Below are 21,110 nucleotides of genomic sequence, written 5' to 3'. Positions count from 1 at the left end.
CTCAGCCGTCCGGGCACCCCTGTCCCGGCAACCACCTCCCGACCGGACCCTGCGAGCGGTCGGACCGACCTTGGGAGCACCATGCGCGTTCACGTTGACCGCACCAAATGCTGCGGTGCCGGAAGCTGCGTCCGGACCGCCCCGGAAGTCTTCGACCAGAACGAGGAGGACGGACTGGTCGTCGTCATCGACAGCGACCCGCCCGAGGCCCTGCAGCCGTCGGTCCGGGAGGCTGCCGACATCTGCCCCAACGGGGTGATCACCATCGAGCAGATGCAGCGCACGTCGGCCTGAACACCCGGCGGATCGCGGCCCCTCGGGACCGGCCGATCGCGTGTGTGGGGTGTCCGGCACCAGCCGGACGCCCCACACACGCGTCTTCGTGTCCGCACGGCCCCAACGCCCGCCGGTCACACGCGATTTACCTTCTCTTTAATCGATACGCTACGACATCGTATCGAAATTCTCCTACGATGAGCCCATGGCCGTTAACCAAGCACCCACCATCCCCGAGGCGATCCACCGTCGCCGCTGGCTGATCCTGGCCGTCCTGCTGCTGAGCGTGCTCGTCACGGTGCTGGACTTCTCGATCCTCAACGTGGCGTTAAAGACGCTGGCCGAACCCAAGCCGGAAGGCCTGGGCGCCAGCCAGAGCCAGCTCCAGTGGGCGGTCAACGCCTACGCACTCGTCGTCGCCGGACTGCTGTTCACCGGCGGTCTGCTCGGTGACCGCATCGGGCGCAAGAAGGTCCTGCTGACCGGCATGTTCCTGTTCGGCCTCAGCTCCGCGCTGTGCACCGTCGCCGATTCGCCCGGTCAACTCATCGCCTACCGGGCCCTGATGGGCGTCGGCGGCGCGCTCATCCCGGTCGCCACCCTCGCCCTCCTCACCCAGGTCTTCGAGCGCTCGGAGCAGCCGAGGGCCATCGGCATCTGGACCGGCGTCGTCGGCCTGTCCGTCGCCCTCGGACCGATCATCGGCGGCGCACTGCTCCAGTACTTCTGGTGGGGATCGGTCTTCCTGATCAACGTGCCGGTCGTGGCCGTGGCGCTGGTCGCCATGTTCATCCTGGTGCCGGAGTCCAAGGACCCGCGCAGCGCCCGCCTCGACCCGCTGGGCGTGGCACTCTCCATCGCCGGCATGGTCCTGCTCGTCTACGGCATCATCCAGGGCGGCCAGGCCGGCAGCGTCACCCCGACCTCGGTCTGGGCCCCGTTCCTCGGCGGGGTGGCGATCCTCGCCGCCTTCGTGTGGTGGGAGCGGCGGATCGACCACCCGTCGCTCGATGTCACCTACTTCAAGAACATGCGGTTCACCGGCGCCATCCTGGCGATCTGCCTGATGTCGTTCGCCCTGTTCGGCGTGACCTTCTACGTCATCTTCTACATCCAGACCGTCCGCGGTTACACCGCGCTGGAAACCGGTCTGCTGATGGTGCCGCTGGCGGCCGCCCAGATCTTCTTCGCCCCCAGGGCGCGCCATGTCGTCACGAAGTTCGGGGTCCGTGCCACCTGCGTCTTCGCGCTCCTGCTCGACGCCGTGACGTTCTTCGGGTTCCTGCTGCTGGGCCGGACCAGCCCGATCTGGGTGCTCGAAGTGCTGTTCGCGATGCTCGGTGTGGCGTTCGCGCACATCACTCCGCCCGCCACCGTGGTGATCATGTCGTCCCTGCCCCGCGAGAAGGCCGGCACCGGATCGGCGATCACCAACGTCTTCCGCCAGGGAGGCGGGGCGCTGGGCACCGCGGTCCTGGGATCGCTGCTGGCCGCCCTCTACAAGCACCGCGTCCAGGGAGCTCTCGACGTCCTGACGCCGGCTCAGCGGCACGTGGCCGTGCACTCGATCGAGGCCACCCACGCCGTGGCCGGGTCGGGCGCCAAGGCCGAGGCGCTCATCCGGTCCGCGGACGACGCGTTCGTCCACGCCATGCACGTCACGTCGGTCGCCGCCGCGGCCGTCGCGGTGCTCGGCGCCGTCGTCGCCATGCTCACCCTGCCCGGCAAGCCGCGTCCGGCAGCGGAGGCGGAGGCGACCCCCGAGCCGCCGAAGGTGAGTGCCGAGCAGTGACCGAGTCGCTCGGCTCGACGGCCGCTCAGCGGGGCCGCCCGCGCAACGCGGGCGTCGACCGTGCGGTCATCGAGACCGTGCTGCGGCTGCTCACGCAAGGCGTCAGTTTCGGTGAGCTCTCGATGGAGGGCATCGCCCGTGAGGCGGGCGTCGGCAAGACCACCGTCTACCGGCGCTGGCCGGGGAAGGAGGCGCTGCTCATCGACGTACTGGAGGCCGTCGAGGTGCCGCTTCCGGAACCGGGCGGACGATCCCTGCGCGAGGATCTGGTCGCCGCCGTCGAGGCGACCAGGAAACGGAATCTGACCAAGGGCGAGTCGGCCCTGATGCGGAACATCCTCGCGCAGGTGCAGAGCAGCCCCGAACTCTGGCAGCGCTACCGGGACACGTTCGTGGCACCCCGTCGCGCGGCGATCGTGCGCATCCTGCGCAGGGGCATCGACCGCGGGGAGATACGCGCCGAACTCGGGGCGGATCTGGACCTGTTGGTCGACATGCTGGCCGGCCCCGTGCTCTACCGTGCCACCCTGCGCCCCGAGGTGTTGCAGGTGGAGGGTTTGGCGGAACGGGTCGTCGACACCTTCCTCGACGGAGTGGGGTCGCACGACCGTTCCCGGCGGCATGGTTGAAACCGCGAAGAGAGGAGCAGGCACGAAGGGACGCAGCACCCACCGGCACGGCGGTGGCTCCGCTGATATGGTTCCGCCCTGACCGTCAGTAATCACCTGAGGCACGCCAAGCGCTTACAGGGTCGCGCCCACCACGGGAGTGAGCCATGAACGATCAAGGTTTCAACCGAATCATCTGGTCGGCGCGCCGTGCCGGGCGCGCGCTGGACGTTGCCAAGGAGCAGCAGCTCCGCCACCTTGAGATGCATGCAGCCCACTATTCGCTGCTCGCCGCCGCCTCCGCGCATCTCGGTGCCACCGGCGCCGAGTTGGCGCGGGAGCTGCACGTGACTCCGCAGAACGTGGCGAGCCTGGCGAACCGGCTGGAGCAGCGCGGGCTGATCGAGCGCAGGCCCAACGCCCGCCACCTGAACGTGGTCGAGATCTGGATCACCGACAAGGGCGAGGAGCTCCTGGCGGAGGCGGACGCCGCGATGATCGAGCTCGAACGGACGATCGCCAGAGTTCTCGGAGTGGACGAGGCCGAAAAGCTTCGTAAATTGCTCGAAGAACTGGCGGACGGCCTGGAGCGCGAGAACCGGGGCTCCCGAACGTCCTGAGCCGGAAATCTCCAAGTGCTGCGGGGCGATAGCCATCCCTTCGTAGCAACCGGTTGATGGTCAGCAAGCATGTTCTTGAAATTCACTGGCTGTCGGCCCGTAGGTCCTTGACGGGTCCGGGGTGACGTGCCAGTGTTTCCGTGACCGCGGACTGCAATTCCATGTGCACAGCGCGGGGCGACCGGAAGAGGTAATTCGCCGATACGGGCGAGTCGCTGGGGTTGCCCGCTGAATCCCGAAAAAAGTCCGTCGGGCGAGTTTCGATTTCATCGCCCGACGCCCGGAGCAATCGGGCCCGGAAATCACCGTGTGCGCCCGTCGGCCGGCATTTCGACCGCGCGCTGTCGCATCAGAACCACCGATCACCTCATGAGGAGAGAACGATGAGCGAAAACCTGCGGAAGGTGCATGACGCAGGTGTGGCCGTCTGGCTGGACGGCCTCGACCGCGACCTGGTGCGCAGCGGCCGGCTGGCCGAGTTAGTGCGCGACCGCTACGTGGTCGGCGTCGCCACCGACGCGGCGACCTGGCGACAGTCGATCGTCGGCAACGCCGCCTACGACGAGCAGCTCCGCTCCCTCGCGGAGCAGGGCGTGACGGCCGAGGAAGCCGTCCGCGCCATCATCGTCGAGGACGTGCGGGCCGCGGCGGACGTGCTCCGTCCGGTGCACGACGCGACCGACGGGGCGGACGGCTGGGTGTCGCTCCAGATCAACCCCCGGCTCGCGAACCGCAGCGACCCGACGGTCGCCGAGGCCAAGGAGCTGGTGCGGCTGATCGACCGCCCGAACATCGTCCTGAGGATTCCCTCCAACGAGGCGGGCTACTACGCGATCTCCTCGGTCGTCGGGGCGGGCATCAGCGTCGACGCCACCCACCTGGTCTCGCACCGGCGCTGGCGTCTGATGATCGACGCGATCCTCGCCGGGCTGGAGGAGGCGAAGACCAACGGCCACGACCTCCGGAAGATCAACTCCGTGGCGTCGTTCTTCCTCGGCCGCGTGGACCTCCTCTCCGACGACCGCCTCAAGGCGCTCGGCACGCCCGAGGCTCTCGCCCTGGTCGGCAAGGGCGCGCTCGCCAACGCCCAGCTGGCGCTGCAGGACTACGACAAGCTGTTCGGCCGCGCCGAGTCCGGGCAGGAGGCCGCCGAGGAGTGGGCCGGCCTGGCCGCCGCCGGCGCCCGGCCGACCCGGCTGCTGTGGACCTCGACCACGGTGACGAACCCCGAGCTCGCGGACACCGCGTACGTCGACGGCCTGGTGGCGTCCGACGTGATCACCGCGATGTCGCAGGCCACGCTCGACGCGGTCGCCGACCACAGCGGCAGCGACGGGTCCGACGTCGTCCGCCCCAACTTCGCGAAGGCCCTGGAGATCCTGTCGGGTCTGCGGATCATCGGCCACCGGCTGATCGTCCAGACGCTCGAAGAGGAGATCCTCGAAGAGGCCCGGGCCTCGTGGAAGGACCTGGTGGACCGGACCGCGGCGGAGCTGGAGAAGCTGCGCGCGAACCGGTGACCGTCCGTCAACACTGATCGTCGACCCCGGCGGGCCGGCCTGGCCGGCCCGCCGGGATGAGGGGGAGTACGAGAGATGGCTGAACTGTCACGCCGTTCGTTCGTGGGCGCCTCGATGGCGGGAGGCGTCGCCGCGTTGGGCCTGGGAGGTGCCGAGGGCACCGCCTTCGCCGATGCCCCGGCCGGTGCGCCGGTCAGACCGCCGGACGCGGTCACCGTGCTGCCGGACGACCCGCGCTACCCGTACCTCACCACGCGCGGGGCGAACCGGCGCTTCACCGGCACCCCGGCCGAGGTCAGACAGGTGTTCACCGCCGAGGAGGTGCGGCAGGCCGTCGAGGCGGCCGTCGGCGCGGGACAGCGGATCGCCGTCAGAAGCGGCGGCCACTGCCTGGACCGGCTGGTGGACGACCCCGCCGTGCGGATGCTCATCGATGTGTCCCAGTTGAAGAACGTCTACTACGACCCGCGGCACAACGCCTTCGCCGTCGAGTCGGGCGCCATGCTCGGTGACGTCTACAAGGCACTGCTCCTGGCCTGGGGCGTCGTCGTCCCCGGGGGTACCTGTCCGACCGTCGGTGTCGGGGGATTCGTGCAGGGCGGCGGCTTCGGATCGATGTCCCGCCAATATGGCATGTGCGTCGACCACCTGTACGGCGTCGAGGTCGTGGTGGTCGACGCGTCCGGCGCCGCGAAGACCGTGGTCGCCACCCGAGACCCCGCGGACCCCCACCACGACCTGTGGTGGGCCCACACCGGCTCCGGCGGCGGCAACTACGGCGTGGTCACCCGCTATCTGTTCCGTTCGCCGGACGCCAAGGGTACCGACCCCTCGGCGCTGCTGCCGGCGCCGCCGAAGTCGATGCTCGTCACCACCGTGTCCTGGCCGTGGAGCGGCCTGAGCGAGGGCGACTTCGTCACCCTGCTCACCAACCACGGTGCCTGGCACGCGGCCAATAGCGCGGACGGCGGCCCGTACGCGAGCCTGAACAGCGCTCTCGTCCTGGACCAGCCCAGCGCGGGCGCCATCACCCTCGTCGCCGAGATGGACGGGACGCTGCCCGACGCCACGGGGCTGATGAACGACTACGTGGCCGCGCTCAACGCCGGCGTCGGAGCGAAGCACACGGTCACCCAGACCACCATGCCGTGGCTGCAGGCACAGCTCGCCAGCCTGTTCGGCGGCGGGCCGTCACCGTACAACCGAGGCAAGGCCAAGGCCGCCTACCTGCGGCAGCCGTACACCGCGGAGCAGTTCAAGACGGTCTACGACCACCTCAACGCCTACACCTACTCCGGGGTCGGTGCCCTTCTCCTCTTCGCCTTCGGAGGGAAGGTCAACACCCTGTCGCGGACGGCGACCGCGAACCCGCACCGCGACTCCATCCTCATCAGCTACCTGGCCAGCAGCTGGGCGGACCCGGCGCAGGACGACGACCACATCGCGTGGGTGCGCTCCTGCTACGGCGACCTGTACGCGGCCACGGGCGGCGTGCCCGCGCCCGGTCCCGCGACCGACGGGTCGTACATCAACTACCCGGACATCGACCTCGCCGACCCGGAGCAGAACACCTCGGGCACGCCCTGGTCCACGCTGTACTTCGGCGAGAACTACGCCCGGCTGCAGCAGATCAAGAAGCGCTACGACCCCGGTGACGTCTTCCGTCACGCGCTCTCGGTGGCACTGCCGGACTGAGGACGCGGGCGCACACCGTCGAGGAAGGTGTCCACGACCTTCTCCGCCAGGCGGTCGACGAGCAGTGCGTCGGGGTGGAGGGTGGCCCGGTAGAGCACGGGGCCGACCACCATGTCGATCAGGAGCTCCAGGTCCTCGCCGAGTTCGGAACGGATCTCCCCGGCGGTGATCCCGCGTTTCAGGATGCGTCCGAGGACCTGGCGGCGCGGCAGCACGAACGTGTGCTGGTAGTGCTGCCACAGCTCCGGGCTGCTGTGGACCTGCGTCAGCATGTTCCGCATCAGCGCGGACTCGTACTTGGCGAGGTTGCGCAGCCTGGTCGCCTCGATCGCGCCGACCAGGTCCTCGCGCAGGGACCGTCCGGCCGGCTCGGGCAGCGGCTCCTCGACGCTCTGCAGCACGTCGAGGAGGAGCGCGTCCTTGCTCGGCCAGCGGCGGTAGACGGTGGTCTTGCCGATGCCGGCCTCTCTCGCGATGCCCTCGATCGAGAGCTCGGCGAAGCTGGAGCCCTCGGTGAGCAGGCGCAGCACGGTCTCGATCACGGTCCGGTCGACATCCGCGCGTCGTGGCCGGCCGCGCCTGGCGGCAGATTCGTCGGCTGACAGCGTCACTGCTCCGCACCCACTTTCCGCGGTTCCGGCCCGCCGTGGCCGCCGGCGTCGGCCTTGTCCCGCAGCGGTGACCACATGATCGCCACCGTAGCAGGAGGCGCGGCAGGCACCACCCTTTATGATACGATACCGAATCGTATCGCAATTAATTCCGCGCACCAGAAGCCAGCCGGAAGGCCGCATGCGTCCCCTCGAACAGCAGACCATCCTCATCACGGGCGCCACGGACGGTCTCGGCCGCGCCCTCGCTCATGAACTCGCCGCGCAGGGCGCCACATTGATCGTGCACGGCCGCAGCCGCACCAAGGGTGAGAAGCTGCTGGCCGAACTGCGCGGCATCGCCGGCGACGGCAAAGTCACGTACCTGGCCGCCGACTTCACACGCCTCGCGGACGTGCACCGGATGGCCGAGCAGGTCCTGGCCCTCGACCGCCTCGACGTCCTGGTCAACAACGCGGGCGTGGGCATGCTCCAGCGCGAGGAGACCGCCGACGGCTGCGAGACGACGTTCCAGGTCAACTACCTGGCCGGCTATGTGCTCGCCGCCCGGCTGGCCCCGCTGCTGGCGGCGTCGGCACCTGCCCGGATCGTCAACGTCAGCTCGTACGGCCAGGCCCCCATCGACTTCGACGACCCGATGATGACCCACGGGTACGACGGCATCTACGCCTACTGCCAGGCCAAACTCGCCCAGATCCTGCACGCCTTCGACCTCGCCGAGGCGCTGGACGGCAGGGGCGTGACGGCCAACGCCGTGCACCCCGCCCCGTACATGCCGACGAAGATGGTGGTCGGCATGTTCACCCCGCAGAGCACCATCGACCAGGGGATGCGCAACACGCTCCGGGTCGTCGCCGACCCGGCGCTCGACGGGGTCTCCGGCCGCTGGTTCAACCAGCGTGAGGACGCCCGGGCCCAGGCCCAGGCGTACGACGCGGGTGCGCGGTCCCGGCTGCGCGCGCTCAGCGAGGAGCTGACGGGAGTCCCCTTCCTGGAGGGGCTGCCCGCCTGAGCGCTCCGCCGGGAGTGCCCCGATGTGCCGGTCGGCCGTCCGCGGCGCCACCGTGGCCGGTCGCGCAGTTCCGCCCCCAGCCTTCGGCCGGGGGCGGCCCCAGCGCCCCTTCGGGAGCGCTGCCGAGGGGGGTAGCCGAACGGCTACCCCCCTCCCGCCGTTCGGGGTGGCCGAACGGGGCACGAGGGGCCGCTCGTTCGGACACGTCAATGGTTGGTTCCGGGGATCAGCGCACCGGGAGAAGCTGAGGCACGTCCCCTGGAAGGCCGCAACTGCCGCCCGAAAGCACTCAGTTCATTCGGACCATTCGGAATGGAGACGACGATGACGGACACGGACCGTGCGGACGGGCCACAGAACGAGGACGCCGGATACGCCCTGGAACTCCTGACCGCGCTGACCACCGATCCGGACCGTGCCGCCGTGCACTGGCGCGGAGAGTGGATCACCGCGGGCCGGCTGGCCCGTTCCGTGGCCGACTCGGTCCAGACGCTGCGCAAGCTCGGCGTCGGCCCGGGAACCATGGTGGCCGTCCTCGTGGCGCCCAACAGCCCGGAGATGCTCTCCGTCCGCTACGCCACCCATCTCCTCGGCGGCGCGGTGACCTTCATCCGCGGCGCCAACCCCGGCTCGACCGTGCCGGTGCTGTCCCGCGAGGCCCAGCTGCGCATCCTCTTCGACTCCGCCGCCGCCGTGCTGTGGACGGACCTCGAGAACGCCCCCCGGGCCCGGGAACTGGCCGACCGCGCCTCGGGCCGCTTCCAGCTCGCCGAGCCGGCCGACGGCGGACTCACCACCCCGAACACCGCGGCCCCCGCCCGGCCGAGCGCCGAGGAGATCCTCGCCGACCTGGGCGAACTGCCCGACCGCGAGCCGGGATCGCTCGCACAGCTCTCCTTCAGCAGCGGCAGCACCGGCCAGCCCAAGGGCGTCTGCGTCTCCACCCGGGTGGCGGACTTCACCGTCCGCGGCACCGTCCCGCTGGTCTCCGAACCGGGGCCGCGGCTGCTGGTGGCCACCCCGCTGAGCTTCGTGGTGGGGCCGGTGGCCGACTCGGTGCTCACCCTGGGCGGCGCCGTGGTGCTGCACGAGGAGTTCGACGCCACCCAGGTGGTGCGGGCGATCCAGGAGCACGGCATCACCCGCACCTTCATGGCGACCCCGCACCTGTACCAGGCGATGGACGTGGTGAAGGAGGAGAAGACCGACATCGGCACGCTGCGGGCGCTGATCTACACCGGTGTCGCCGCCGCTCCCGCCAAACTGGCCGAGGCCGCCGAGGTGTTCGGACCGGTCCTGCTCCAGGCGTACGGCAGTGCGGAGGCCGGCCGGATCACCATCCTGCTGCCCGGCGACCACGACGACGCGAGGCTGCGCACCACGGTCGGGCGTCCGTTCCCCGAGGTCCGGCTGAAGATCTGCGACCAGGAGTCCGGCGCGGAACTGCCCGTAGGGCAGACCGGCGAGGTGTGGGTCCGTTCGCCCGCCCTGATGGACGGCTACCTGCGTGACCCCGCGCTGACCAACCGGTCCCTGCGCGGCGGCTGGTACCTCACCGGCGACATCGGCTTCCTCGACGAGGAGGGCTACCTCTCCCTGGTCGACCGGGTCGCCGACGTGGTCAAGATCGACGGCGTGAAGATCTACCCGGCCGTGCTGGAGCGGGAGATCGCCACCCTGTCCGGGGTCGCCAACGTCGCCGTCTACGGGGTCCGCGACCTGGACAACCTGGAGCACCTGCACGCCGCGGTGGTCCGCCGCTCGGGGTCCCAGCTGACCGCGGACGCCATCCGCAAACTCGTCACGGAGAAGATCTCGCCCGCTCACGCGCCCGAAGAGGTCCACTTCCTCGACGAACTCCCGCTCGGTGTCTCCGGCAAGCCGGACAAGAACCGGCTGCGCCGGCTCCACCCGGCCGGCTGAGCGGCGGCCGTTCCCGGTTCCCGGTTCCCGGTTCCCGGTCCTCCGCGACGCGGCGGAGACCAGAACACAGCGATGCAGAAGGCGAGTTGACCATGAACCAGCTCCTGAACTTCTTCGCCGCCGAGTTGGAAGAACTCGGTGAACACAAGCGGTCCTTCCTGGAGATAGGACGCCGCGCCGGACGCTTTCCGAGCGCGATGGCCCGGACCGGGACCACCGGCCCCGACCAGGAGATCAGCGTCTGGTGCAGCAACGACTACCTCGGGATGGGACAGCACCCGTCGGTCCTGGAGGCGATGAAGACCACGATCGACGCCTTCGGTGCCGGCTCCGGCGGCTCCCGGAACATCGGCGGCACGAACTACTACCACGTGCTGCTGGAGGACGAACTGGCCGCGCTGCACCACAAGGAGTCGGCGCTGGTCTTCAGCTCCGGCTACACCGCCAACGACGGCGCGCTGACCGTGCTGGCCGGCCGGCACCCCGACACGCTGGTCTTCTCCGACGCGCTCAACCACGCCTCGATCATCGACGGGCTGCGGCACAGCGGCGCCGAGAAGGTGATCTTCCGGCACAACGACACGGCCCACCTGGCGGAACTGCTCGCCGCCGCCGACCCGGACCGCCCCAAGCTGATCGTGCTGGAGTCGGTGTACTCCATGTCCGGCGATGTCGCGCCGCTGGAGGAGATCGCCGACCTGGCCGACCGGTACCACGCCGCCACGTTCCTCGACGAGGTGCACGCGGTCGGCATGTACGGCCCCGAGGGCGCCGGGATCTCCGCCTCGCTCGGCATCGCCCACCGCTTCACGGTGATCATGGGCACCCTGGCCAAGGGCTTCGGCACCGCCGGCGGCTACATCGCCGGGCCGGCCCCGCTGGTGGAGGCGGTCCGCAGCTTCTCCCGGCCGTTCATCTTCACCACCTCGCTGCCGCCGGCCACCGCCGCGGGCGCCCTCGCCGCCGTCCAGCACCTGCGCTCCAGCGACGTCGAACGCACCCGGCTGGCCACCAACGCCCGGCTGCTGCACCGGCTGCTGGACGAGCGCGGCATCCCGTTCGTCTCGCCGGACTCGCACATCGTCTCCGTCCTGGTCCGCGACGACCTCAAGTGCCAGCGGGCGTCCGCCATGCTGCTGCAGCGGCACGGCATCTACGTCCAGGCGATCAACGCCCCGAGCGTGCGGGCCGGCGAGGAGATCCTCCGGGTCGCCCCCTCGGCCACCCACACCACCAGCGACGTCGAGAAGTTCGCCGAGGCGCTCGACGGCATCTGGGAGGAGCTGGGCCTGCCCCGGAACGGCACCCCGGTCGAAGGCTGACCGGCCCATGCCGCCGCCCCCGGCCGGACTCCCACCGGTCCGGGGCACCCGCGGCCCCGAGGCCGACCGGCCCCTGAACCGAGGAGGTTCCGTGTCCCTGTCTCTGGCTTCCGTGCTCCGCGAGGCCGCGCTGCGACGCCCCGGACACCCGGCGGTCGTCCAGCACGGCCAGGAAACGACATACCAGGACCTGTGGCGGCGGGCCCGGCGCTACGCCGCGGCGCTGACCGGCACGGGCATCCGCCCCGACGACCGGGTGGCGGTGCTGATCGGCAACGACGTCGTCTTTCCCGCCGTGTACTTCGGCGCGCTGGCCGCGGGCGCCGTCGTGGTGCCGGTGAACGGCCTGCTCAAGGCCGAGGAGATCGCGTACATCCTGCGGGACGCCGACTGCGCCGCGCTGATCTGCGCCGGCTCGCTGCTCGGCGAGGGCCGCCCGGCGGCGGAGGCGGCCGGCACCCGGCTGCTGACGGTGGACGCCGGCGAACTGCCCGGCGCGCTCGCCCTGGACAGCCTCGCGGACGCCACCGAGCCCGCCCCCACGGCCGTCCCCCGAGAGCCGGCCGACCTGGCCCTGGTGCTCTACACCTCCGGGACCACGGGCCGGCCCAAGGGCGCGATGCTCACCCAGCTCAACGTGACGATGAACGTGCAGCTCGGCATGGAGTCGCCGTTCGCCTTCGGGCCCGATGACGTACTGCTGGGCTGTCTGCCGCTGTTCCACACCTTCGGCCAGATCTGCGGCATGGCGACCTGCTTCCGGGCCGGCGCGACGATGGTGCTGATGGACCGCTTCGAGGCCGGCGAGGCACTGCGCACGATGACCGCCTACGACTGCACCGTGCTGATGGGCGTGCCGAGCATGTACATCGCGCTGCTGGACGCAGCCGCGAAGGACCCGTGCCGGCCCCCTCTCGACCGGGCGTACAGCGGCGGTTCGGCGCTCCCGGTGGCCGTGCTCGAACGCTTCGAGGAGGTGTACGGCTGCCGGATCTACGAGGGGTACGGACTCACCGAGACGTCCTCGTCGGTGGCGTACAACCAGCGGGCCTGGCCGACCCGGCCGGGCACGGTCGGCCGGCCGCTGTGGGGCACGGAGGTCGAGATCGCCCGCTCCGACGTCGAGGACCGCATCGAGCTGCTGCCCGCGGACGAGGTCGGCGAGATCGTCGTACGCGGCCCCAGCGTGATGGCCGGCTACCTGGGCCGCCCCGAGGCGACCGCCGCGGCCCTGGTCGACGGCTGGTTCCGCTCCGGCGACCTCGGGGTCAAGGACAAGGACGGCTGTCTGTCGGTGGTCGACCGCAAGAAGGACATGGTGCTTCGCAACGGCTACAACGTGTACCCCCGTGAGGTGGAGGACGTGCTGATGCGCCATCCGGCGATCGCCGAGGTGGCGGTGATCGGGATGCCGCACGACCGCTACGGCGAGGAGGTCTGCGCCGTGGTGCGCACCGCTGCCGGGGTCCGGCCCGGCCCCGCGCTGGGCGCGGAGATCGTGGCGTGGAGCCGGGACCGCCTGGCCGCCTACAAGTACCCGCGCAGGGTGGAGTTCGTCGACGGCTTCCCGCTCGGCCCCAGCGGCAAGATCCTGAAGCGCGAGCTGACGGCCCGGCTGAGCGGCTGACCGATGGCGGTCGGGGCGGACGGCCCGGCACGCCGGGGCCCGGTACCGTCGGGCCCCGGCGTGCCGTCGCCGCGCGCGGGCGTTCAGATGGCGAGCAGGCCGTCGTCCATGGCCCGCACCACCGCCAGGGTGCGGTTGGGGCAGTTCAGCTTCGCCAGGACGTTGCCCACCAGCCGCTTCACCCCGTGCTCGGAAATCAGCAGACGGCGTGAGACCTGCTTGTTGCTCAGCCCCTCGGCCAGCAGCCGCAGCACCTGGAGTTCACGCGGGGTCAGCGCGACCCCGGCGGGGCCGCGCAGCGCTCCCGGCGCGGCGGCCGGGGCAGGCCGGCCCTCGGCGCCCTCCCTGCTGATCAGCCGCCGGGCCAGGCCGGCGGAGACCGCGAACTTCCCCGCCCGCACGTCCGCCACCGCGTCGGCCAGGGTGCGCGGGTCCAGCTCCGCCCAGTCGAGGAACCCGTGTACCGCGCAGCTTCCGAGCCGCGGCACCTCCGCCGCCTCGGGCCCGTCGACCAGGAGCACCAGCCTGGCCCCCCGGGCGCACACCGCGCGCACCGCGCCGAGCACGGGCTCGGCGGCCAGGTCGCCGGCCGCGGCGAGCACCACGTCGATCGGGTGCCCGCCGTGCGGACCGGCGCCGGAGCCGCCGTCGTGGCCCGCACGGACCGTGTCGAGGCCGGGGACGGAGTGCAGCATCCCTTCGACGGCGTAGCGGTGGATCGTGTCCTCGATGACCAGAGCGACGCGCCCTACGGCGTCGTTCGCCTGACTTGCCAATGTTCGCTCCTTCGGATGTCGTGCCGGGCCGTCAGGGGCAGGGGGTCAGTTCGATCCGGCCTTCGGCGATCTCGGTGCCGAACTGGTGCAGGCCCACGCGGACGTCGGCCCGGCCGTCGGCACCGGGGGTGGCCTCCGCCACGTACTCCAACGGCGCCTCGAACTCCCCGAAGTCGGCGAAGGTGGCCCTCAGGCCGGTCAGCGCGGCGACCGGCGAGGGCAGCAGGCCCGCGCCGCAGGCCGCCAGCAGACCGGCCTGCCGGAAGCCCTCCACGATGAACGGCCCGGGGACATGGTCGTAGTCGTGGTCGAAGTACGAGGGGTGGCCGCGGTCCATGACCATCGGGTAGCGCAGCAGCCCGGCCGGGAAGGACGTCGTGCCGGGCGCGCCGACCACGACGTTGCGTTCGTCACGGCGGCCCACCCGGGCGGCCGCCACCGGATCGGCCGGCCGCCACGACGGGACGTCCGCCAGCGGTTTGCGCGACCGCTGGAAGGCGCGCAGCGCCTCGTAGTCGCCGCGCGACAGGAAGACCACGTCACCGCTGACGGTCATCGCCGTGGTGCCGTCGATCTCCACCTCGCCGTCGATCCGCATGCTGCCCAGATCGCCGCCGCGGAACTCCTTGTGCCCGATGCGGTAGCGCAGCAGGCCCTGCAACGGCCATCGCCGGTCGTCCCGGTACGGCTCCAGGCCCGCCGTCACCCGGAACTCGAAGCGCTGCAGGCTGAACGGCAGGTCCAGCGGGATGCCCAGGTGCCGGTGGACGATGACGAAGCAGCCCTGACGGGCGGCCTCCGCGGTGGCGAAGGGGTCGTGGTGGGCGGTCAGCCGGTCGCCCCACAGGGCGTGCGCCCGCGGGATCTGCCAGGCCAGCAGGAAGGTGTCGGGCCCGGCCGGGGACGAGTCGGTGATGAAGACCTCCCCGACCGCCCGGCGGTGCGCGATGGCCCGTGGCACGGTCTGGTCGAAGGTCAGGCGCTCCCGGACCCGTTCCGGCTCCATGGTGTCGTTGATGGTCATGTCATACCGCCTTCGGACAGGGTGGTGGTTCGCCGGCCGGGCAGGTCCGCGCGGGCCGGTGTCGGTTCGAAGACCGGGCGGAACGCGGACCAGCGGCGGCGGGCCTCGTCGCGCAGCGTGGTGCCCACGTCCTTCGCGAAGTCCCAGCCGCCGCGCTCGGGACCGGCCAGCCGGCGGGCCGTCGCGGACAGCACCCGGGCCGGCGTCAGCACCTCGTTGGGACTGAGGTGATGGCTGAACAGCCGCAGGAAACGATCGATGTCACCGTCGCCGTACAGCTTCGCCACCACGTCGGGTACGACGGCGGGCAGCGGGCCCACCCGGCCGAGGTCGTTGGCGAGTCCGTAGAACGGCGCGTAGTGCCGGTCGCGCCAGCGCGCGAACTCGCCGGTGGCCCGGTCGATCTCGGCGTCGGATCCGCGCAGCGCCCGCAGGACCGCCGGCACCAGCCGCTCGACCTGACGGAAGGCGTCGCCGATGCCGCGCCCGGCCGCCGGGTCCTTGAAGTGGCCGGCGTCGCCGATCAGCACCCAGCCGGGGCCGGACGACTCCCGGAAGTAGCCGTCGAAGCGCAGGATGCCGTAGATCTTCTCGGCGATCCTGGCCTCGGACAGCACCTTTGCCACCGGCTCGCAGCTGCGGACGTGCTCCATCAGCGAGCGCTGCCGGTCCCGGCGGAATTGCTCCTTCTCGTGGCTCTGCGGGGACACGCCCACGATGTACAGGCCGTGGTCGGCGGGCCCGGCGAAGATGTGCCGGTCCTCCCAGCGGTGCAGCACGAAGGTGGGCGTGACGGTGAGGTCGGCGCCTTCGAAGTAGGTCCAGTAGTACCAGCGTTCGTTGGGCGTGACGTTGTAGCGGCGGGCGCCGCGCAGCCTGGCCACGGTGGACTCGCGGCCGTCGGCGCCGACCACCAGCCGGGCTCTGATCCGGGACTCCACACCGTTCCTGACGAACCGGACCCCGGACACCCGGCCCCGCTCCTCCAGGAGACCGGTCACCTTGGTGCCCATCCGCAGGTCGGCCCCCGCGGCGGCGGCCTCCTCGGCCAGGATCGGGTCGAGGACCACCCGCCGGATGCACGCGGCGCCGCCCACGTAGCCGTCGAAGGACGGGAAGTCGGCGGTGAACCGGAAGTCGTTCAGCCGGGTGTCGCTGCGCGTCATGAACTGCGCCTTGGTGTCCTGGATCCGGCCCAGCACCCCGAGGCGGTCCAGGAACGCCAGCGAGTCGGCCTGCAACACGTTGGAGGACAGGGTGGGCTGGGGAAACACCGTCTGTTCGAGTACGGCGACCTTCACACCGCGCCGGGCCAGCAGGGTGGCCATCGGCGAACCGGCCACCCGCGCACCCACCACCACCACGTCGAACTGCTCGGCCACAACGGACTCCTCGGGGTTGGCTGGGGCGGCCTCACGGCAGCCGGACGACTTGGGCGGCGTAGGCGAGGCCGGCGCCGAATCCCATCAGCAGGGCCAGATCGCCGCGCCTGGCCAGGCCCTGGGCACGCAGCGCGGCCAGCGCCAGCGGCACGGAGGCCGCGGAGGTGTTGCCCGCCTCGACGACATCGCGGGCGCACACCGCGTCCTCGCGCAGGCTCAGCGACCGGGCCAGCGACTCCACGATCCGCAGGTTCGCCTGGTGCGGTACGAACACGTCGATGTCGCCGGCGCCGACCCCGGCGTTCTTCATGGCCCGCTGGGCGACCTCGGTGAGCTGCGAGATCGCCCACCGGTAGACGGCGGGCCCCTCCATCAGCAGCGCGGGCGCGGCGCCCTGCTCGGGGCTGCCCGCCGGGGCGCCCTGGTGGGACATCCGGATGACGTCGCTCTGCGAGCCGTCCGAGCCCCAGGCCACCGGACCGATCTCCGGGGTGTCGGCGGGGCCGATCACCGCGGCGCCGGCGCCGTCGGCGAACAGGAAGGCCGTCGACCGGTCGGCGGGATCCACGATGTCCGTCATCCGCTCGGCGCCGATGAGCAGGACCCGGCCGGCGCTGCCGGTGCGGACCAGGTCGCCGGCGAGTCCGAGGCCGTAGCAGAAACCGGAGCAGGCGGCGCCGATGTCCAGGGCCGCCGGCGCCGGGAGCCGCAGCCGGGCTCCGACCTGTGCTGCCAGCGACGGGGTGATCAGCCGGTAGGACATGGAGGCCACGAGCACCGCGTCCACCTGGCCGGGAGAGACGCCGGCATCGTCGAGCGCGGCGGCCCCGGCGGCCTCGCACATGGCGATCAGGCTCTCCTCGGCGGAGGCGAACCTGCGGTTGTGGATTCCGGAGCGGGCGACGATCCACTCGCTGCTGGACTCGATCGACCGGCAGATCTCGTCGTTGCCGACCACCCGGGTCGGCCGGTACGTGCCGAAGCCCTCGATGCGGCTGTGCCGCAGCGCGGGCGGGCATTCCATAGGTGCGGCCATGCCGTGCCCCTCTTCTGTCGTGGTGGTGGCGGTCAGCCGGACAACCGCCGCCGGATCACGTTCAGCACGTGGTCCTCGTGGTCGGTCACGGCGAAGTGACCACCGGTCAGCCGGTGGCTCTCGCAGTCGGCGCCGGTGTGCCTGCGCCAGCCCTCCAGCCCGGCGGCGGGCACCGTGCCGTCCCGGTCGCCCGCGAAGACGGTGACCGGGATCTCCAGCGGCGGCCCCGGCCGGTAGACGTAGGAAGCCGCCAGCCCGAGGTCGGCGCGCAGGACGGGCAGGAAGTACCGCACCAGTTCGGGCACCGCCCGCACCTCCGCGGGGATCCCGTCGTACCGTCGGTCGATCTCCTCGACGAGCGCCGTGTCGTCCGACGGGACCGGCGGCGTCTCACGGACGTCGGGGGCCGCGCTGGCGGCGGCGATCAGATGGACCGGCCCGTTGCCGCGGCGGCCGAGTTCGCGGGCCACCTCGAAGGCGACCATGGCGCCCAGGCTCTGCCCGAACAGTGCGTACGGCCCCGGTACGGCGGTGGTCACCGCGGTGGCGAACTCGTCGACCAACGGGTCCCACCGGTCGGCGAAGGGCTCCTGCACCCGGGTGGCCCGGCCGGGCAGCACCGCGCTCCACACCTCGATGCCGGGAGCGAGCAGCTGCGCCCAGCGCCGGAAGGCGGCCGGGCCGGCGCCGGAGTGCGGGAAGCACACCAGGCGCAGCCGGGCGGCCGGTTCCGGCTGGGCCCGGACGAGGGGGGCGCCCGCCTCGGGACGGGGCGCCGGCGCCAGGACGGCGGCCGGCCGGGAGCCGTGGGGTACGGAGTTCATGAGGCGTCACTTCCGGTGCGAAGGGCGTCGTGCGGATCGCCCGGCCCGACGGCCCGGGCGACCGTCCGGGCCAGGGCGAGGGGCGTGCCGTCCTCCAGAAGCGCCTGGAGCGGTACGGCGACCGCGAAGTCCCGTTCGATGCGGTTCTTCAGCTCCACGAGGGCCAGGGAGCTGAGTCCGAGTGCCGTCAGCGGTCCGTCGACCGGCACCGACGAGACGCTGTCCAGGCCGAGGGCGTCCGACAGCCGGTCGAGGATGTACGCGGTGATGATGGCCTCCAGTTCGGCGGGCGACCGCCCGGCCGCCGCCACCGTGGTGGGGACCGACGCGGCACCGCCGTCGGCGTCGGCGGGAGCGGCGGCCGCGGAGGTCCTCTCCAGCGGGAGCCAGTGCCGCCGCCGCTGCCAGGGGTAGGACGGGAGCGGCACATGCCGGGCGGGCGGCGGCAGCACCGCGTCCCAGCGCGGGGAGAGACCGGCCCGGTACAGCTCGCCGATCGCCGCGTCCAGACACTCCCGTTCGGGTTTGTCACGTCGCAGGCAGCCCGTGACGGTGTAGCGCGGGCCGGGGGCGCGTTCCAGCGTCGCGCCGATGTCCCGGAGCAGTACCGGGTGCGGGCCGATCTCCAGGAACACGGTCACGCCGTCCCGGGCCAGCGCCTCCACGGCGCTGCCGAACAGCACGGTGCCGCGCAGGTTCCGGCCCCAGTGGGCGCGGTCCAACTGTTCGGCGCGCACCCGGTCGCCGGTGACGGTGGAGTAGTGCGGCACCCCGCCGCCGCGCGGGCGCAGCTGCCGCAGGCCGTCGGCGAGCCGCCGGTCGGCCCCGTCCAGCAGCGGGCTGTGGAAGGCGTACTCCACCGGCAGCCGGCTGGTCCCGGCGACCGGAGAGACGAGGGACTCCAGGAGGGCGACCTGGTCGGGGTCCCCGGCGACGACGGTGGAGCGCGGGCCGTTGACGGCGGCCAGGCCCACCCGGTCGCCGGCCTTGTCGACCAGTGCCGCCACCTCCTGCGCCGGCAGGGCGATCGCGGTCATCGCGCCGCCCCTCGCGTGGGCCTCGGTGATCCGGGCCCGGGTGACGAGCAGGTCGAGCGCCTCCTCGCGGTCGAGGGCGCCGGACACACAGGCCGCGACGATCTCGCCCATGCTGTGCCCGGTCACGGCGTGCGGCTCCACGCCCCAGGACCGCCACAGCGCGGCGAGGCCCAACTGGAGGACGGCGATGCAGACCTGGGCCACCTCGGTCTCGTGCAGCCGCCCGGCCCCCTCGGGCTTGGCGAGTTCCTCCAGCACCGACCAGCCGGCCAGCTTCCGGACCACGGAGTCGCATGCCTCGGCCTCCGCACGGAACACGGGCTCCTCGTCGAGGAGCCGGCCGCCCATGCCGCTCCACTGGGTGCCCTGGCCGCTGAAGACGAAGGCGACGCGCGGCCCCGCGGGGTGCGGACGGAGGAACTCCGTGCGGACAGCGGCGAGTTCGCGGGCCAGGGCGGTGGCGGTGTCGGCGGCGGCGACGAGCCGGACGGCATGGTGGTCACGGCTGGTCGCGGCGGCGGCGCAGAGCTCTTCGGCGGCTCGCGCGTCCAGCCCGGCCAGCCGCCGTGCGTAGGCGGCGGCCAGGGCGCCGAGCGCCGGGCCGCTGCGGGCCGACAGCGGCAGCAGCAACCGGCCACGGAGCGGACCGGCCGGCTCGTCCGGCGGCCGGGCGGCCCGCGGGGCCGGACCTTCCAGGACGACGTGGGCGTTGGTGCCGCCGAAGCCGAAGGAACTCACGGCGCCGAGGCGGCGGTCCGCGCCGGGCAGCGGGGACAGCGCGGTGGGGATCGTCAGCCGGCTGCCGGCCAGGTCGATCTCCGGGTTGAGCCGGTCCAGATGGAGGTTCGGCGGTACCTGGCCGTGCTCTAGGACGAGGATCGTCTTGAGCAGACCGATGATGCCCGCCGCCGCCTCCTGGTGGCCGAAGTTGGTCTTCACCGCGCCGATCGCGCAGGGCAGTTCGCCCTCGCCGTAGACCTCGCGCAGCGCCTCGGTCTCGATGGGGTCGCCGAGCCGGGTACCGGTGCCGTGCGCCTCGACGTAGAGCATGTCCTTCGGGTCGGTCCGGGCGTCGGCCAGCGCCCGGCGCAGCAGCGCGGCCTGGGCGGTGGGGCTGGGCGCGGTCAGGCCGTTGGCGCGGCCGTTGTGGTTGACCGCGGTCCCGCGGACCAGCGAGCGGACCCGCCGGCCGGCCGCACGGGCGTCGGACCGGCGCTCCAGCAGGAGCATGCCGCAGCCCTCGGAGCGGACGATGCCGTCCGCCGCCGCGTCGAAGGTACGGCAGCGCCCGCCGGACGCGGTCGGCAGCACCTTCTCCGTGGCCGACATGGCGGCTTCGGACAGCACCACGTTGACTCCGCCGACCAGCGCGAAGTCGCACTCGCCCGTGCGCAGCGACCGAACCGCCAGGTGCAGGGCGACCAGGGAGGAGGAGCAGGCGGTGTCGACCGCCAGGCTGGGGCCGTGCAGGTCCAGCAGGTACGACAGCCGGTTGGCGGCGATGGTGTGGGCGCCGCCGGGCGCGGTGTAGGCGTTGATGGCGGCCTGCCCGGACAGCTGGGCGGTGAGGTAGTCGCCGCCGTACAGACCGAGGAAGACCCCGGTGGGGCGGTCCCGGAGGCGCTCGGCGGGGAGCCCCGCGTCCTCGACGGCCTCCCAGGCCGCCTCCAGCACCAGCCGCTGCTGCGGATCCATACGGTCGGCCTCCGCCGCGTCGATGCCGAAGAACCCGGCGTCGAAGCCGTCCACCCGGTCGAGTTGCCCGGCCCAGCGGCCGGTGGGGCGGCCACCGCCGTCACGGCGGCCCTCGGGATCGTCCAGCCACGGGGTCACCGTGTCGGTACCGGAGCGCAGGACGCGCCACAGCCCGTCGAGGTCGTCGACACCGCCGGGTGCGCGCACCGCCGCCCCGACCACGGCCACGGGCTCCGCACCGCGCTCCACGGCGGCCAGCCGGGCCCGGGCGTCCCTGAGCTGACGCAGTGCCTGCTCCAGCAGCCTGCGCTGGTCGGTCGCGGTCGGCAC

At 72.1% G+C, this 21,110-nt stretch carries 17 protein-coding genes; 10 read left to right on the top strand and 7 right to left on the bottom strand.

What is annotated here, in order from left to right; all coding sequences use genetic code 11:
• The first annotated feature begins 81 nt into the window (after nucleotides 1–81).
• The 6 genes from OHB00_RS03825 to OHB00_RS03800 all read left to right on the top strand — a co-directional run bounded on the left by OHB00_RS03825 (nucleotide 82) and on the right by OHB00_RS03800 (nucleotide 6,511).
• Nucleotides 82–294, top strand: coding sequence for a ferredoxin (locus OHB00_RS03825; RefSeq protein ID WP_406431202.1), 213 nt, complete (start codon nucleotides 82–84; stop codon nucleotides 292–294).
• Nucleotides 295–481: 187 nt separating this feature from the next.
• Nucleotides 482–2,068, top strand: a complete 1,587-nt coding sequence (locus OHB00_RS03820) for an MFS transporter (RefSeq protein WP_406431200.1) — start codon at nucleotides 482–484, stop codon at nucleotides 2,066–2,068.
• Nucleotides 2,065–2,697, top strand: coding sequence for a TetR/AcrR family transcriptional regulator (locus OHB00_RS03815; RefSeq protein ID WP_406431198.1), 633 nt, complete (start codon nucleotides 2,065–2,067; stop codon nucleotides 2,695–2,697). Before OHB00_RS03820 ends, OHB00_RS03815 begins: the two co-directional genes overlap by 4 nt.
• 146 nt (nucleotides 2,698–2,843) lie before the next feature.
• A complete protein-coding gene (locus OHB00_RS03810; RefSeq protein WP_406431196.1) occupies nucleotides 2,844–3,296 on the top strand; it encodes a MarR family winged helix-turn-helix transcriptional regulator in 453 nt (150 codons plus the stop codon).
• Between the two features lie 383 nt (nucleotides 3,297–3,679).
• Entirely contained in the window at nucleotides 3,680–4,816 is a 1,137-nt protein-coding gene (tal, locus tag OHB00_RS03805; RefSeq protein WP_406431194.1) for a transaldolase, read from the top strand.
• Nucleotides 4,817–4,891: 75 nt separating this feature from the next.
• Nucleotides 4,892–6,511: an FAD-binding oxidoreductase gene (locus tag OHB00_RS03800; RefSeq protein WP_406431192.1), complete on the top strand. Its 1,620-nt coding sequence runs from the start codon at nucleotides 4,892–4,894 to the stop codon at nucleotides 6,509–6,511.
• Here the strand turns inward: OHB00_RS03800 and OHB00_RS03795 are convergent.
• Nucleotides 6,481–7,122: a TetR/AcrR family transcriptional regulator gene (locus tag OHB00_RS03795; RefSeq protein WP_406431190.1), complete on the bottom strand. Its 642-nt coding sequence runs from the start codon at nucleotides 7,120–7,122 to the stop codon at nucleotides 6,481–6,483. The two genes, OHB00_RS03800 and OHB00_RS03795, sit on opposite strands and share 31 nt — an antisense overlap.
• Before the next feature lie 181 nt (nucleotides 7,123–7,303).
• On the opposite strand from OHB00_RS03795, the gene OHB00_RS03790 reads away from it, so the two are divergent.
• From OHB00_RS03790 to OHB00_RS03775, 4 genes are all read left to right on the top strand, one after another.
• Nucleotides 7,304–8,134, top strand: coding sequence for an SDR family NAD(P)-dependent oxidoreductase (locus tag OHB00_RS03790; RefSeq protein ID WP_406431188.1), 831 nt, complete (start codon nucleotides 7,304–7,306; stop codon nucleotides 8,132–8,134).
• A gap of 324 nt (nucleotides 8,135–8,458) precedes the next feature.
• Nucleotides 8,459–10,057, top strand: a complete 1,599-nt coding sequence (locus OHB00_RS03785; RefSeq protein WP_406431186.1) for a class I adenylate-forming enzyme family protein — start codon at nucleotides 8,459–8,461, stop codon at nucleotides 10,055–10,057.
• Nucleotides 10,058–10,149: 92 nt separating this feature from the next.
• Nucleotides 10,150–11,379 carry a 5-aminolevulinate synthase gene (gene hemA, locus OHB00_RS03780; RefSeq protein WP_406431184.1) on the top strand — a complete coding sequence of 410 codons (1,230 nt, stop codon included), beginning with the start codon at nucleotides 10,150–10,152 and terminating at the stop codon, nucleotides 11,377–11,379.
• A gap of 91 nt (nucleotides 11,380–11,470) precedes the next feature.
• On the top strand, nucleotides 11,471–13,006 hold the full coding sequence (locus tag OHB00_RS03775; RefSeq protein ID WP_406431182.1) for a long-chain-fatty-acid--CoA ligase: 1,536 nt from the start codon (nucleotides 11,471–11,473) through the stop codon (nucleotides 13,004–13,006).
• 83 nt (nucleotides 13,007–13,089) lie between these two features.
• Here OHB00_RS03775 and OHB00_RS03770 read toward each other — a convergent pair whose 3' ends face one another.
• From OHB00_RS03770 to OHB00_RS03745, 6 genes are read right to left on the bottom strand one after another with little or no spacing between them, the layout of a single operon-like run.
• Nucleotides 13,090–13,782, bottom strand: a complete 693-nt coding sequence (locus OHB00_RS03770; RefSeq protein WP_406431180.1) for a response regulator transcription factor — start codon at nucleotides 13,780–13,782, stop codon at nucleotides 13,090–13,092.
• 31 nt (nucleotides 13,783–13,813) lie between these two features.
• Entirely contained in the window at nucleotides 13,814–14,806 is a 993-nt protein-coding gene (locus tag OHB00_RS03765; protein WP_406431178.1) for an AfsA-related hotdog domain-containing protein, read from the bottom strand.
• A complete protein-coding gene (locus tag OHB00_RS03760; protein ID WP_406431176.1) occupies nucleotides 14,803–16,188 on the bottom strand; it encodes an NAD(P)/FAD-dependent oxidoreductase in 1,386 nt (461 codons plus the stop codon). Before OHB00_RS03760 ends, OHB00_RS03765 begins: the two co-directional genes overlap by 4 nt.
• Nucleotides 16,189–16,219: 31 nt before the next feature.
• The gene (locus OHB00_RS03755; RefSeq protein WP_406431174.1) at nucleotides 16,220–17,224 is read right to left on the bottom strand and encodes a beta-ketoacyl-ACP synthase III; all 1,005 of its coding nucleotides are present in this window, start codon (nucleotides 17,222–17,224) and stop codon (nucleotides 16,220–16,222) included.
• A 32-nt stretch (nucleotides 17,225–17,256) separates the two neighbouring features.
• Nucleotides 17,257–18,048 (bottom strand): thioesterase II family protein, encoded by a 792-nt coding sequence (locus OHB00_RS03750; protein WP_406431172.1) that lies wholly within the window; start codon nucleotides 18,046–18,048, stop codon nucleotides 17,257–17,259.
• Nucleotides 18,045–21,110 (bottom strand): type I polyketide synthase, encoded by a 3,066-nt coding sequence (locus OHB00_RS03745; protein WP_406431170.1) that lies wholly within the window; start codon nucleotides 21,108–21,110, stop codon nucleotides 18,045–18,047. Before OHB00_RS03745 ends, OHB00_RS03750 begins: the two co-directional genes overlap by 4 nt.

Source organism: Streptomyces sp. NBC_00631 (genome assembly GCF_045206895.1).
Taxonomy (GTDB): Bacteria; Actinomycetota; Actinomycetes; order Streptomycetales; family Streptomycetaceae; genus Streptomyces.
The sequence above is the reverse complement of the archived record's forward strand: the minus strand, read 5'-3'. Positions and strand labels throughout refer to the sequence as shown.

Coding starts and splice junctions, on each gene's coding strand:
- OHB00_RS03820 (WP_406431200.1), top strand. CDS start 482: ATGGCCGTTAACCAAGCACCCACCATCCCCGAGGCGATCCACCGTCGC.
- OHB00_RS03810 (WP_406431196.1), top strand. CDS start 2,844: ATGAACGATCAAGGTTTCAACCGAATCATCTGGTCGGCGCGCCGTGCC.
- OHB00_RS03755 (WP_406431174.1), bottom strand. CDS start 17,224: ATGGCCGCACCTATGGAATGCCCGCCCGCGCTGCGGCACAGCCGCATC.
- OHB00_RS03800 (WP_406431192.1), top strand. CDS start 4,892: ATGGCTGAACTGTCACGCCGTTCGTTCGTGGGCGCCTCGATGGCGGGA.
- tal (WP_406431194.1), top strand. CDS start 3,680: ATGAGCGAAAACCTGCGGAAGGTGCATGACGCAGGTGTGGCCGTCTGG.
- OHB00_RS03785 (WP_406431186.1), top strand. CDS start 8,459: ATGACGGACACGGACCGTGCGGACGGGCCACAGAACGAGGACGCCGGA.
- hemA (WP_406431184.1), top strand. CDS start 10,150: ATGAACCAGCTCCTGAACTTCTTCGCCGCCGAGTTGGAAGAACTCGGT.
- OHB00_RS03750 (WP_406431172.1), bottom strand. CDS start 18,048: ATGAACTCCGTACCCCACGGCTCCCGGCCGGCCGCCGTCCTGGCGCCG.
- OHB00_RS03790 (WP_406431188.1), top strand. CDS start 7,304: ATGCGTCCCCTCGAACAGCAGACCATCCTCATCACGGGCGCCACGGAC.
- OHB00_RS03765 (WP_406431178.1), bottom strand. CDS start 14,806: ATGACCATCAACGACACCATGGAGCCGGAACGGGTCCGGGAGCGCCTG.
- OHB00_RS03825 (WP_406431202.1), top strand. CDS start 82: ATGCGCGTTCACGTTGACCGCACCAAATGCTGCGGTGCCGGAAGCTGC.